Annotated in this window: 14 protein-coding genes, 1 pseudogene and 1 other annotated feature; of the genes and pseudogenes, 3 read left to right on the top strand and 12 right to left on the bottom strand. The window is 36.7% G+C overall.

Annotation, left to right across the window (positions count from 1 at the left end; all coding sequences use genetic code 11):
* Positions 1-28: 28 nt before the first annotated feature.
* The 4 genes from HMPREF9182_RS00280 to HMPREF9182_RS00265 all read right to left on the bottom strand — a co-directional run bounded on the left by HMPREF9182_RS00280 (position 29) and on the right by HMPREF9182_RS00265 (position 5,368).
* A complete protein-coding gene (locus HMPREF9182_RS00280; protein WP_009754958.1) occupies positions 29-1,798 on the bottom strand; it encodes an ABC transporter ATP-binding protein in 1,770 nt (589 codons plus the stop codon).
* Between the two features lie 9 nt (positions 1,799-1,807).
* Complete coding sequence (locus HMPREF9182_RS00275; RefSeq protein WP_009754541.1) at positions 1,808-3,544, bottom strand: ABC transporter ATP-binding protein; 1,737 nt, start codon at positions 3,542-3,544, stop codon at positions 1,808-1,810.
* Positions 3,545-3,704: 160 nt separating this feature from the next.
* Positions 3,705-4,343 carry a TetR/AcrR family transcriptional regulator gene (locus tag HMPREF9182_RS00270; protein ID WP_009754307.1) on the bottom strand — a complete coding sequence of 213 codons (639 nt, stop codon included), beginning with the start codon at positions 4,341-4,343 and terminating at the stop codon, positions 3,705-3,707.
* A gap of 20 nt (positions 4,344-4,363) precedes the next feature.
* The gene (locus HMPREF9182_RS00265) at positions 4,364-5,368 is read right to left on the bottom strand and encodes an NADP-dependent oxidoreductase (protein ID WP_009443518.1); all 1,005 of its coding nucleotides are present in this window, start codon (positions 5,366-5,368) and stop codon (positions 4,364-4,366) included.
* Between the two features lie 228 nt (positions 5,369-5,596).
* Between HMPREF9182_RS00265 and HMPREF9182_RS00260 the strand changes: the two are divergent.
* Together HMPREF9182_RS00260 and HMPREF9182_RS00255 are read left to right on the top strand one after the other, a co-directional pair.
* A pseudogene (locus HMPREF9182_RS00260) lies at positions 5,597-6,186 on the top strand (type IV toxin-antitoxin system AbiEi family antitoxin domain-containing protein).
* The gene (locus HMPREF9182_RS00255; RefSeq protein ID WP_009443810.1) at positions 6,183-7,016 is read left to right on the top strand and encodes a nucleotidyl transferase AbiEii/AbiGii toxin family protein; all 834 of its coding nucleotides are present in this window, start codon (positions 6,183-6,185) and stop codon (positions 7,014-7,016) included. The pseudogene HMPREF9182_RS00260 and the gene HMPREF9182_RS00255 overlap by 4 nt, the downstream one beginning before the upstream one ends.
* Positions 7,017-7,242: 226 nt before the next feature.
* Here the strand turns inward: HMPREF9182_RS00255 and HMPREF9182_RS00250 are convergent, their stop codons facing one another.
* Positions 7,243-7,572, bottom strand: a complete 330-nt coding sequence (locus HMPREF9182_RS00250) for a hypothetical protein (RefSeq protein WP_037602395.1) — start codon at positions 7,570-7,572, stop codon at positions 7,243-7,245.
* Positions 7,573-7,610: 38 nt separating this feature from the next.
* Complete coding sequence (locus HMPREF9182_RS00245) at positions 7,611-8,636, bottom strand: hypothetical protein (protein WP_009443545.1); 1,026 nt, start codon at positions 8,634-8,636, stop codon at positions 7,611-7,613.
* A 114-nt stretch (positions 8,637-8,750) separates the two neighbouring features.
* Here HMPREF9182_RS00245 and HMPREF9182_RS00240 point away from each other — a divergent pair, with 114 nt between their 5' ends.
* Complete coding sequence (locus HMPREF9182_RS00240; RefSeq protein ID WP_009443473.1) at positions 8,751-8,960, top strand: helix-turn-helix domain-containing protein; 210 nt, start codon at positions 8,751-8,753, stop codon at positions 8,958-8,960.
* A gap of 218 nt (positions 8,961-9,178) precedes the next feature.
* On the opposite strand, the gene rplL is transcribed toward HMPREF9182_RS00240, so the two are convergent.
* The 6 genes from rplL to HMPREF9182_RS00210 form a co-directional block, all read right to left on the bottom strand.
* The gene (gene rplL, locus HMPREF9182_RS00235) at positions 9,179-9,547 is read right to left on the bottom strand and encodes a 50S ribosomal protein L7/L12 (protein WP_009443694.1); all 369 of its coding nucleotides are present in this window, start codon (positions 9,545-9,547) and stop codon (positions 9,179-9,181) included.
* A gap of 73 nt (positions 9,548-9,620) precedes the next feature.
* The gene (gene rplJ, locus HMPREF9182_RS00230; RefSeq protein WP_009754417.1) at positions 9,621-10,121 is read right to left on the bottom strand and encodes a 50S ribosomal protein L10; all 501 of its coding nucleotides are present in this window, start codon (positions 10,119-10,121) and stop codon (positions 9,621-9,623) included.
* Positions 10,122-10,159: 38 nt separating this feature from the next.
* Positions 10,160-10,295 (bottom strand) — a sequence feature (ribosomal protein L10 leader region).
* Positions 10,296-10,367: 72 nt separating this feature from the next.
* The gene (trmFO, locus tag HMPREF9182_RS00225; protein WP_009443941.1) at positions 10,368-11,702 is read right to left on the bottom strand and encodes a methylenetetrahydrofolate--tRNA-(uracil(54)-C(5))-methyltransferase (FADH(2)-oxidizing) TrmFO; all 1,335 of its coding nucleotides are present in this window, start codon (positions 11,700-11,702) and stop codon (positions 10,368-10,370) included.
* A gap of 96 nt (positions 11,703-11,798) precedes the next feature.
* Complete coding sequence (locus tag HMPREF9182_RS00220) at positions 11,799-12,290, bottom strand: phosphoribosylanthranilate isomerase (RefSeq protein WP_009443440.1); 492 nt, start codon at positions 12,288-12,290, stop codon at positions 11,799-11,801.
* A gap of 19 nt (positions 12,291-12,309) precedes the next feature.
* Entirely contained in the window at positions 12,310-13,017 is a 708-nt protein-coding gene (locus HMPREF9182_RS00215) for a DUF3307 domain-containing protein (protein WP_009754423.1), read from the bottom strand.
* Positions 13,001-13,681 (bottom strand): SatD family protein, encoded by a 681-nt coding sequence (locus HMPREF9182_RS00210; protein WP_009754813.1) that lies wholly within the window; start codon positions 13,679-13,681, stop codon positions 13,001-13,003. Before HMPREF9182_RS00210 ends, HMPREF9182_RS00215 begins: the two co-directional genes overlap by 17 nt.
* Between the last annotated feature and the right edge of the window lie 107 nt (positions 13,682-13,788).

Here is a 13,788-nt window from a genome sequence, read left to right as displayed (position 1 = left end):
TTTAACAGTTTACTATTCTAAAGCCTCATTAACTTTCTTTGGAGAATTGGCTCTGGTAAAGGTCGTAATAGAATCCTTTTGACTCCAGCAGACTCTCGTGATTTCCTTGTTCAATAATCTGTCCGTCTTTAAGAACCAAAATCTTGTCCGCTTCTTGAATAGTAGATAGGCGGTGAGCAATGACAAAACTTGTACGACCTTGCATCAGTGTTTTCATTGCCTTCTGGATTAAAAGCTCCAATCGCGTATCGACAGATGAGGTCGCCTCATCCAAAATCAAAATCTTAGGATCAGCTAAGAGCGCTCGAGCAATCGTTAATAACTGTTTTTGGCCAAGTGAGATATTACTAGATTCTTGGTTCATTTCCATATTGTAACCACCTGGTAGCGTGCGGATAAAGTGGTCGACATTAGCCGCTTTTGCAGCTTCAATGATTTCCTCATCCATAGCTTGTAAGTTACCAAAACGAAGATTTTCTTTGATAGTTCCCTCATAAAGCCAAGCATCCTGTAAAACCATACCAAATTGCTTTCGATATTCCTGACGAGAAAGATGACGGATATCGTGACCATCCACACTGATAGATCCTTTTGTTACATCATAAAAGCGCATGAGGAGATTGATCAGAGTCGTCTTACCAGCTCCTGTTGGACCGACAATGGCCACCATCTCACCCGGCTTGACCTCTAGATTAAAATTACGGATAAGAGGCTTATCTTCCACATACTGAAAGTCCACATCTTGAAAGCTAACCTGACCAGTCAAGTCATTCTCTAGTCTTTCACTCTCATCATTCACTTCATCTGTCTCATCTAAGACTTGGAAAATCCGATCCAATGAAGACTTGGCACTTTGTAATTGGCCTGCAAGTTGAGTTAGATTTTGAATTGGCTGGCTAACTTGCCAAACATATTGGACAAATGCCTGCATATTTCCGATTGTTAATTGGCCTGCAATAACTTGCAATCCCCCCATTACTGCCACAATTAAATAAGTCAAATCAGAAATAGCATGTAGAACTGGCATCATTAATCCAGAAATAAAACTTGCTTTAAAGCCGACTTCCTGTAGATTTTGAGTAATAGACTCAAAATCATGACTAGAAGCTTCTTCTCGACCGTATAACTTTAAAACATTAAAACCACTTAAATTCTCTTGTACAAATCCGTTCATAGCACCGAGAATTTCAGCCTGTTTCTTAAAATAAGGCTGAGATTTTTTTAAAATAGTATTTGCTGCAAGGTAGGTTAAAGGGATACTTATAATAACAACAATCGCCAGAGAAAAGTTTAGATAGATGACCATAAACATCACTAAAGCAATTGTAAAAACAGCATTAACAACCTGAAGAAAAATCTGCTGCAGGGCGTTTGATACAGTATCCACATCATTTGTAAAACGTCCCAATAAATCTCCAAACTGATGCTTATCAAAATAAGAAACAGGAATCCGATTAATCTTTTCACTCAGTTCATTGCGCAAATCTCGGATTGTACATTGCACAGCGTTTGTCATAAAATAATTTGAATAGTAGGCGCCTAATTCATAAAAAAGCGCACGGATGGAATACATGACCATCACCCATCCAACATAATTTACGTTAATCTTTGCACCTACAACTCCATTAGCCATGTCTAAAAGATTATGAGTCAACTCCGTAATTGCAAGCCCTAAAACGAAGGGTTCTAATACACTCATGATAACACTCATAATCTTTAGAAAAACAGCTAGGATAACAGACATTTTATAATGTTTCAAATAGCTCCATAAGCGAGCAAAGGAATGTTGTTTCTCCATTTTCTCCTCCTATTCCTCTGTTAAAGACTGATTGTTAAGTTGAGACTGAGCAATTTCTCGATAAATATCATTTGCTTTCATCAACTCTTCATGTGTCCCGCGACCAACGATCTCACCTTTGTCAAGAACGATAATCTGATCTGCATCCATTATAGTTCCTACCCGCTGAGCTACAATTAAAACAGTTGCATCTTGAGTCACTTCTTTCAAACGACGTCGGAGAGTCGCATCTGTCTTATAATCCAGTGCAGAAAACGAGTCATCAAAAATATAAATATCAGGCTCTTTTACAACTGCCCGCGCAATCGACAAACGTTGCTTTTGTCCCCCGGATAGATTACTTCCTCCTTCAGCTAGATGCGTTTCAAATCGCTCCTTGCGGCTTTCGATAAAATCCTTTGCCTGAGCAACATCAGCTGCTTGATCCAGTTCTTCATGACTTGCATCTTCTTTACCGTAGCGCAAATTCTCTGCGATCGTACCTGTAAATAGCAAGGCTTTCTGAGGAATAAAACCAATCTTTTGACGTAGGGCTTTCAGCTGATAATCTCTGACATCAATTCCATCAACTAAAATTTTTCCTAAGGTCACATCGTAAAAGCGAGGAATCAACTGCACCAACGATGATTTACCAGATCCCGTTGACCCAATAAAAGCTATCGTCTCACCAGGCTTAGCTTTAAAGGAAATATTATGTAACACAGGACTTTCCGTTTCTCCTGGATAAGCGAAAGTCACATTATCAAACTCTAAGTAACCACGGCTTGCTGTCTCCGTAATCCCATCTTCATTAGGATTGATGGAAATAGGCATATCCAATACTTCTTTTAGACGTTCACTTGATACGGCTGTCCTTGGATACATGGTAAATAGATTTGACAAAAATAAGAAAGAAAGCAAGGCATGAAAACTATATTCAATAAAGGCTACTAAATCTCCTATTTTTAAACTTCCTGCTCCCAGTGGTTTTAAGGCAAACCAAACTATTGCTACAATCATCGCAATGATGATTTGAACAAACAAAGGTTCTGTCAAACCAGTTAATTTAAAGAGTTTATTTGAATTATCAGAATAAATTTCATTTTGTGAAGCAAAGCGCTCCTCTTGAAAGTCTTCACGAGCAAAAGCACGAATCAATCGTAAGCCAGTTAAATTTTCCCTAGCATATTGATTGATTTTATCTAGAGTCTTCTGCTGCTTTTCCGAAAGTGGTCTAGTTTTAACAGCTACGTACCATACAACAACTGCTAAAAACGGCAAAGAAACTGCAACAATCCAAGCTAATGATGGACTCGTAAGAAAAATCATGAAGATACTTGATAACATCATCATAGGAGTAATCACTCCCATCTTCAAACCTTGCTCAGCAAACTGCATAAGAACAAATGCATCACTTGTAATACGGGTAACAAGCGATGAAACCCCAATCTGCTCATACTCATGATGAGAATATTCCTGTAATTTTGCATATAAGTCATTACGCATATCACGGACCATACTTGTCGTTAATTTACCCGCTGCATACGCAAGAACAATCCGACCTAACACGCCTGCTATAATAACCACTAACATCATTATAACCCAAAAGTACAAGCGTTCCACATCTCCTCGGTTAATTCCTTCATCAATCATCCGAGCCAGAACGGTTGGTAAACCAAGATTTACCACCACAAAAAAAATAGCTCCTAGAAAATCTAATAAAAGCAACTTAGGATATTTCCTTAAATAAGACCAAATATACTTCATTTTTCCTCCTCATTTCAGTACCATTAGAAAGCAACTTGGCTTCATCCAAAATATAGAAAAGAGCGTACAAAAGCACGCTTCATATAAAATAATTATATCAAAAAATTATAAAAAATCCAATGTGAATACAAAAATAGAAAAGCAAAACTTAAACCACAAACTACATTAACATTCCTTTGGAGAGGAACTCTACAATTTCATTTGTAGCCTGTTTGGTATCGATTTTAATGGTATCATCTATCATAGATGGAAGTATATAGGACAAAGTTAATGAAATCATATACCGAACAATTCTTTCGTTTGGCCAATCCACAATCATCTTTTTTTCTTTGTATGTGTCTAATATTGGAGAGAGTGGCTTAACTATAGATTGTAAGATGATATTTTCTACTTTCGTGGATAAACTTTTATCAACTAAAGCTCGATAAAAAATAATTTTAATTTCCCGAATATTTTCTTGAATAAAATAGAGCCTATCCTCAATAATAGAATGCAGAAAAAAAGGGAATTCTTGTGACTCGAATGTAAATTTTTGATCAGAAAAATTACGAATCATTTCTGGAATAATGTCATCCAAAAATGGAGAAATAATAGCTTCTAAAATACCTTCTTTGGTTTTGAAATGGCTAAATACCGTCCCTTCTGATACCTTCGCCTTCCGTGCTATATCGCTAGCTTTTGTATTTTCAAATCCAAGTTCTGAAAATAAATCCAAACTTGCTAATAACACTCTACTTTGCCTCTTGCTTAGATTTGTCTTTTGAATGTTATTGGCATATTCTTTTGTTAAAGTATCCATTTTCCAGTTCCTTTACTTACTTATTGCTCGATTTTCACAACTTTCTTACCTTTTGTGTGCCCCATTCTAAGCTCCTTGTATGCCTCTTTTATATCAGAAAGAGAAAAATCATATACCTTATCTAAATGGATAGAAACATCTCCGTTTGAAACCAGATTAGACATCGTAATAAAATCATCATAATTGGAATGTCGTGGTCCAGTAAACTTCGCACCTCTTAAAATAACAGATGGTGATGGGACAAGTGTCCCGATATTCTCCCCTTTTAATCCCAATTCAAATCCTAAATCTACATATTCCCTTCCGTAGCAATCTAAAAGCTTCGTTATTGGTTTGGAAGTAGCTGCCAAAATACTATCCTTTACATTTTCACCGTATGCGATCGGAATAGCACCTAATGATTTCAAATAATCTGCATTTTGTTTACTAGCAATACCAAGAACCGTAGCTCCCATTGAAACAGCATATTGTACAGCTATCGAACCAATACCTCCAGAAGCTGCAGAGATGACTATTGTATCATCTTTGGACAAGCCAATTTTTCTAAAGGCGCCACCTACTGTTAAAGCTGCTACTCCCATAGTTGCAGCGTGATCAAAATCAATATTTTTAGGCATTAGAGCAATCTCTGTTTCACTCACGCATATTTCTGTTGCCAATGCTCCTTTTTTCGTTCCTAGACCAGGTGCACTTATGATTGTTCCAAAAACTTCATCTCCAACAGAAAAATTAGAAACTCCTTTACCAACTTCACAAATAATACCGGAAAAGTCACGCCCAACGCCTCTAGGAAATAACGATTTTTTAGACTCAAACCATTTGCTGGGATGACGCAATTTAGTAAAAAATGATAGCATTCGAAGTTGCTTTACACCTTCAAAAATCTTATAATCAATAGGATTCAAACCGACTGAACAAACTCTTACTCTGACCTGATGGTCTAATAAAACCTGCGCTTCAACAGTTACTAAATCTAACACTTCTTCATTTCCAAAATCATTATATTGTATTGCTTTTATAACCATTTGCTTAGCTCCTAAAAAATTTCAAAAATTGAGTGAGTGCTCAATCAATAATAATATTCTATCTCTTTATAAATAGAATATCAAGTAAATAGTACCGAAATACGCGACATAACAAATAAAGGCTACTATAAAAAGTTGAGTCAATTCTATCAAACAAATCTTAAGGTGTTGCGTTTATACGACAAAAAATGTAAAATAGTTGTATAAACGCAACAGAAAGGAAATACTATGCCCAAAAAAGAAATGATACTTGAATATCTAGAAAAAACAATGGTATGATAACATATAAAGACTGCAAAAGATTGGGGATCCCTACCATCTATCTTACAAGACTAGAAAGCGAAGGAATTATCTACAGAATTGAAAAAGGCATCTATCTCACACCATATGGCGATTATGATGAATACTACTTCTTTCAATATCGTTTTCCCAAAGCGATTTTTTCCTATATTTCCGCTCTGCACCTTCAAGGATTTACGGATGAAATCCCTCAATATTTTGAAGTATCCATTCCAAGAGGGTATCGATTTAACAATCCTCCATCAAACCTACGACACCATATTGTTTCAAAGAAATTTATTGATATGGGAATCATTAACGTTAAAACTCCTTGGCAAAACGAAGTAAAAGTGTATGATTTTGAACGGACAGTTTGCGACTTTATCATCAATCGAAAAAAAATCGATCCCGAACTTTTCGTAAAAACCCTCCAAACTTACGGAAATTTTCCTAAAAAAAATATATCCAAACTCTATGAATATGCAGAAAGAATGGACATCGTAGAAGAAACAAAGCGTACTTTGGAGGTGTTGTTGTGAATAAAGCAAAGTTGACAGCACTTTGTCATAAGATTTCGAAACAGTCAGGATTGAATTTTAACTCCATTATGACCTACTACTTCTTAGAAGTTATCCTAAAAAAACTAAGTCAAAGTCCTTACTCTGCAAACTACATTTTTAAAGGCGGTTTCTTGCTTTCAAATGTTATAGGCATAGAATCTCGTAGTACAGTTGATATTGACTTTCTTTTTAATAAAATGACTCTTTCAGAAGAAATCATCAAAATGCAACTACAGGAAATTTTAATAGATAGTACAGATGGACTCATATTTACTATCCAATCGATCATACCTATTAAAGAAAGTGATGACTATGGTGGTTATCGAGTAAGCATTCTTTGTCAACTGGAAAATATCAAGCAACTCATTCACTTAGATATCGCAACAGGAGATATTGTCACTCCTCATCCCATTGCTTACGGATATAAAGCTATGTTTAGTGGTGAAAAAATTCCAATCATCGCTTATAATCTTGAAACAATTTTAGCTGAAAAGTTACAGACCATCTACTCAAGGAATTTCCTAAATAGCCGTAGCAAGGATTTTTATGATGTTTATATTCTTTCAAAGTTAAAAAAAGAAGAAATTGATTTCTCACAATTACAAATAGCTTGTCAGAAGACATTTTCTTACCGTGGGACTGAACTAAATTTTTCTAAAATCCTACAACTCTTGGAAAGGTTTAAGACTGATCACACTCAGACCCAACAATGGAACAACTATTCCGCCAAATATAGTTATACAAGAGGAATCAAATTCACAGATGTTTTAGATGAAATAATCGCTTTATTACACAATATTAATATCTAGAATAACAATTTACAGCAGTTTATGCTAAGTAAGCTATAAGAAAGAAGAATTATATATTAATAGGAAGCGGGAAACAGCTTCAGCAAATGTCATTCCACCTCCCTATTAACTGATTAAATTCTTTTTGAAAACTTTTAAGATCATCTACCTCTTCGAGAATTTTTTCTAATACTGATTCAAAAGGCTGGTTTTTTACCCAGCCTTAATCTTTCATTCGAATAGCTAGCTATTCTTTCTTTAAAGTCACTGAACCAAATCCACCACCCCGAACTGTTAGCGAAGTACCCGAAACAGAGTAGTATAATTGTGAATCTTCTCTACCGGCAAAATTAAATGTCTTACTTTCCCTATCAATGGTAAAATCTATATTATTTAAAGCAAGATTTAACGCAACGTTATCATCACCAGCTTGAATTTTCATACGTCCCTTATCTCCGCTAATTGTAATCGTCATACTTGCTCCGTCTTCTTTATAGGTATAAGTTCCATCTAAATCGCCTTTAGACGAGCAGGCAACTAAAAAAATCGCCATCAGCATTGTCATCACAATTACCATTATTTTTTAAAATTATTCATTTTCTACGTCCCCTTATTTTATTCTTCTGTATCTGAATGTCCCACTTGATAAAAGCTAACATTTTTTGGCTTTTTGGCATAAGTATCGACCGTTAATTCCATATTGTCTTCTGGTTGCTTAGTCACAAATAATAGAGAAGCATTGCCTATAAATCCCATGAAATTAGTATGACCTACCTCTTTTGTAGCAAGTGGTATTTGATTTGTAGTTAAGTTAAATCTATCTTCTTTTATCATAAAATCACTAAAAAATTTACCATCATAGGATAAGTTGTAAGTTTTAAATTGCAAGGCCTCATACCCTGTCTTCTCAAAATCTTCATCAGTGTAAGATTCTAACAAATATTCGTCACCCTTTTTATTTACAAGCATCTCCTCTAACTGACTCAATTTATTTAGCGCATGAGTACCATCTGAACCATCTGTTAAAGACTGCATCTCTAAATTAATTTTAGCTTTTAAAATTTCATAATGTATCTTTGCACTCTCTATTTTTTTCGCTAGATTAATAATCTCTGAATCAGAGGATTTTGTAACTTCAGCAAATGTCAAAGCGTTTATTGATGGCGCTTGAATAATACCATCTTGATTCCCATCTTCTGTATCGTATTTCTTTATAACATCTGTTAGGTTTTTCGTCGTAATTTTAGTGATAGAATCCGTCTCATTGAAATCATCTAATAAACCTTGCGCAATATTTCCTGAAGAATAAAGATTTCTTCCTAGATAATTTTTTTCATAGTCCTTCGCAGATATTGATGAGAGACTGGCTTCTGTAGACGTATTGTAATAAGTTGTTTTTCTATCTTGTACTAAAAACAATTCCTTCACTTTCCCGTCTTGAGAAACACTATCTACTGCATACCAGATTTGTGGATTTTTATCACTTTGGTTCAGATATTCTCCTAGACCTACTTCTTTCTTTTCTACCACCTTCTTTTTCAGTAGTTTTACTTTCTGATTTTTCCTTACTGTTTGAACATGCTCCCAACAGCAGAGAAAACGAAAGTAGGCTAGACTTGTGGTTATTATTTTCCTTTTCATAACAACTCCTTTTTTTAATCTTTTCTATAATTACACTCAATAAATTAAGTATAGTCAATAGATTGGTTGTGATATTGTCTTTATATAATAAAATTATTATATACAAGAGTAACTATGGCAATTTCTTACCAACCTTTTTATCAAACATTACTACGAAAAGATGTGAGTGAGTATTATCTCATCAAAATAGAAAAAATATCTGCTAACACACTTTACAGAATGAAACAGGGTGAACCTATTACGACAAAAACTATCGATAAATTGTGTGAAATATTAGAGTGCAATGTTGAAGATATCATTGAATACATTAATACTGAAGAGTAAAAAAAGAGGAGATCAGCAAAAACACTGATTTCCTCTTTTCATTGTTGCAAATTGACTTACTTTGAATCTAATCTTTTATGGATACAAATAACCCCACCAAGAATCAATCTTAGTGGGGTTTTGGTGGAGAATGATCTCATTCCCCACCATTTTAATCGCCCTAAGCGACTTGAAAACCTTGATTTACTAGGCTTTCGCAATCAAATTGCGATACTCTATTATTTAAGAGTAACTGCAGCTCCAGCTTCTTCCAATTTAGCTTTGATTTCTTCAGCTTCAGCAGCTGCAACGCCTTCTTTGATGATACCAGGTGCGCCATCAACCAATTCTTTAGCTTCTTTAAGGCCAAGACCAGTGATTTCACGAACAACTTTGATAACGCCAACTTTTTTGTCTCCAGCAGATGTCAATTCAACATCAAATGAATCTTTAGCTGCACCAGCGTCAGCAGCACCAGCAGCAGCTACAGCTACAGGAGCAGCTGCAGTTACACCAAATTCTTCTTCGATAGCTTTTACAAGGTCGTTCAATTCAAGGATTGAAGCTTCTTTAATTTCAGCAATAATGTTTTCAATGTTCAATGCCATTGTTATTTCCTCCAAATAAGTTTTTAATTTTTTAGTATTTTTTCGTAGCTAGGCTACGCTGCGTAGCTTAAGATTAAGCTGCGTCTTCTTTGTTGTCTGCAACTGCTTTGACTGCAAGAGCAACGTTGCGCACTGGCGCTTGAAGTACAGAAAGGAGCATAGAAAGAAGTCCTTCGCGGTTTGGAAGAGTTGCAAGTGCAACAATTTCTTCTTTAGATGCGACAGCACCTTCGATTGCACCACCTTTGATTTCAAGTGCTTCAGCGTTTTTAGTAAAATCGTTCAAGATTTTCGCAGGTGCGATAACATCTTCGTTAGAAAATGCTACTGCAGATGGTCCAACAAATACTGATGCAAGATCTTCAAGACCAGCTTTTTCAGCTGCACGACGTAAGATTGAGTTTTTAATTACTTTATACTCAACTTCGCTTCCACGAAGCTCACGACGAAGAACAGTATCTTGTTCAACTGTCAAACCACGAGCGTCAACAACGACGATTGATGCAGCAGCTTTCATTTTTTCAGCTACCACGTCAACTAGTTCCGCTTTTTTAGCAATAATAGCTTCACTCATTTAGTGTTTCACCTCCGTAATTATTTTGCTTGGGAAATTTTCCTAAAAGAAAAACGCGCCCAAACCTAGACACGAAAGTACAATACGCTTCTTTTTACATGATACGTTTTGTCCTCGGTAGGATGTTTATGAGTCTAACTCCCCTACTGTCTTAGGCAGTTTTTTCAAACCATCAATAATTATATCAAAAGGAAAAAAGATTGCAAGCTTTTATACAATCTTTTTAAAATATTTTTATTAAAACTCTTATTTATCAAGATAAGGAGCCAAGTCCTGCAGGGCGCGCTCAGCAATCTTCTCATAACGCTCTTTTTTGTCACGAATCCGAGGGCAATCTAGCTCTTTGATAATACCAAAATTGACATTCATGGGTTGGAAATGCTTACTATCAGCATGTGTTATATAGTGTGGTAGACTTCCAATAGCTGTTGTTTCTGGAAAGACAAATGCTTCTTCTCCCTTGAAGAGTCGAGCGGCATTGATACCAGCAACCAAACCAGAAGCCGCTGACTCGACATAGCCTTCAACTCCAGTCATTTGACCTGCAAAGAAAAGATTTGGCTGTTTCTTAGAGCGGAAAGTCTTTTCCAGCAGATTTGGAGAGTCCATATAGGAGTTGCGATGCATGACTCCATAGCGGACAAATTCTGCATTCTCAAGGCCAGGAATCATTTGAAAAACGCGCTTTTGCTCGCCCCACTTGAGATGAGTTTGGAAGCCGACGATGTTGTAAAGACTGCCTGCTGCATTGTCTTGACGAAGCTGCACCACAGCGTACGGCGTCTTATATTCACCATCTCGAGGTCCTTGGTAGTCATCTGGATATTCTAAACCAACCGGCTTCATCGGTCCATAAAGCATGGTTTTAATGCCTCGCTTAGCCATAACTTCAATAGGCATACAGCCTTCAAAGTATTTTTCTTTTTCAAAAGAATTGAGCGGTGCTTCCTCGGCATTGACCAAAGCATCATGGAAATTCATAAATTCTTGTTTGGTCATTGGCGCGTTGAGATAGGCTGCTTCTCCCTTATCATAGCGGGATTTGAGATAAACCTTGGTCATATCAATGGTATTGACATCAACAATTGGTGCTGCTGCGTCGTAGAAATAAAAACCATTGCCTCCATTGAGCGCGTGGATTTTTTCTGCTAAAGTATCACTGGTCAAGGGGCCTGTCGCAATGACTGTGATGGCATCCTCCGGAATTTCTGTGATTTCTTCACGAATGACCTCGATCAGTGGATGATTAGTCACTAGCTCTGTCACCATCTGTGAAAAGCCTTCTCTATCAACCGCTAGAGCGCCACCTGCTGGTACCCGAGTCGCCTCTGCTGACTTTAAAATAACCGAGTCCAACCGCCGCATTTCTTCCTTGAGCAGACCGACAGCATTGGTCAGCGCATCTCCTCGTAGAGAGTTAGAGCAGACCAATTCTGCGAAGTCCGCAGTTTTGTGTTGAGGCGTTGACTTAACGCCCCGCATTTCATAAAGTTTGACTGGGATTCCACGCTTAGCGATCTGATAAGCTGCTTCACTACCAGCAAGACCAGCACCGATAACATTGATATAGGATGATGACATGATACTCTCCCTTGGGTATTTCTAAATTTTCACTCCGACCATTATAACAAAAAGAAAGTAAAAAAGACAGACAGGAGGATTCCCGTCTGTCCATTATTATGTCATTTTTTCTAAATAAGCAATCTTAGCAAAATCCTTATCATTGTTATTTTCATTTCGGTAAGAATCTTGGGAAGAGGCGCGGTAGATAGCTAAAAATTGCTCTGCAGTTGGCAGTAGAAACTCTACACCTTCTACTTCTTTTCGAGACAAGTCCGCTATTAGCACACCTGAGAATGCCTCCAGCGTTTCCATGACCCCAAATTCAATAGATAAGCCTTCTTTTTGAAACTCATGTTCATGCAAATCTACCAGTTCATAACCCAACTTCTCCATCATGGGCTCAATCTTATCCATATCATAAATACGCTCTTCATCTGGTGCTTCCCAGCCACGTTCATCACCGTGAACATGAATATCAATATCCCGCGCCCGCCAGTCCTGACCAGTAACCTGCTCCAGCCCCAAGGAGCCCATCAGCAGTGGAACAATTCCCATCTTATTCAGTTGAGACGCGATTTTTAGAAATTCTGTAAATTTATTATTCATACTATTTTCTTTCAAAACTTTATTTTATACCAATCCAGGCGGCAAGCAAGGCTGACAAAATGCTGACCAAGGATCCAATCAAGTAATACTCTGCAAATGCAGGACTTTCTGATATTTTGTTATAGCGGGCAATGGATTTAGCTGTAAACACTAAACCAATCGAAGCAAACTGTCCATAAAGAAGACAAGCTCCGATAACCAAGCGCTCTAAGAAACCAATCATGGCTCCTGCTCCATCTATCGTATCCAACTCCTGACTCGTTTCAGGTTGAAATTTACCAAATAAAATTCTAAAAGCAATATTGACCGGCTTTCCTACCAATAAGACAAACAAAATAATTTTTAAGAAAGTAAATGGAAAGAAAGCTGGCAAAAGCTCAGTATTCATATTGGAAAGCCCATAGATAACAGTTAAATGAAGGACTTGATCAAGTATGAAAATGATAGATGTTTTTACGCCAAGGATCCTTTGCAGGATTGGTTTTAAAAAATCAATAAGAGCATGACTTAAGAAAACAATGAAAGTCTTCCACCACAAACTTGGTATTATAATAGTTAAGACAAATAAAGGTAGTCCTACAAGTAAAATATGAAATGTAAGGACTCGAACGTTTTTATCCTTTTTGTCAGCCATTTTTTGACTTTGAAAGTAATAATCTGATAACAAATGACAAATCAACAAAAGCACGAAAAGGTGGTATGAATCCATACTAGAAAATCCGTTCATTCTGACTTCCTTCTGTAATATCTATAGCTTGGATAGCTGCAAGTGCAGCCGCTCGACTTCGAAGATAGACTCTGATGCTACTACTTTTTAGTCGTTTGGAAAGGGCACTAGGATTTAATGAAAGTCTCTGAGCTAGCTCTTGCTGACTAAAATCCTCACTATAGATGGACAGTTTAAGTAATCCCCTTAAAAGTTCTTCCTGACTTTCTCGCCAGTCTGATTTGATTGCCTCACCTGAAGCTAATAAAGCATTTATTTGAAAATCTTCTTTTTTTCCACTAGAAAAATACAACTGAGTATTTCCATAATCATTCTTTTGATGAACCAAATTAATGGCTGCTCGCGCATTCCAGTAGGCAGGACCATCAGCACCAATACTCTGTAAAGGGTCAATGTCAGTCACTATTTTCCCCAAACCAATTCCAAAGCGTAGCTGCGCAGGCTTTAAATCTTGACGTAGGGAGTCAATAATTTGGAAAATTGGTGCATCTAAGGTAAACAGTGCCTGAAATTCATCCCCAAGAGTCAGAGTTAACCGCGAAGCTAAATAAGTTTCAAAGCGATTATTCGTATGAAAGAGAACTGCTTCCAACTTCTTTTGTAAGTCTGACCTCTCTTTAAATTGTTTTGAGTCAATAACGTCTGCAATTAAGGCTATGTACACTCTACCACCTCCTTATGTCTATTATAACAGATAAAACAAAAAATGTCTATTAAAACAGACATTTTTGTTTTTGCCGTTAAAATGGCTAAATCGATTGGTAAAAAGAC

This window comes from Streptococcus sp. oral taxon 056 str. F0418, assembly GCF_000220065.1.
GTDB lineage: Bacteria > Bacillota > Bacilli > Lactobacillales > Streptococcaceae > Streptococcus.
This window is presented reverse-complemented; position numbering and strand designations above follow the sequence as displayed.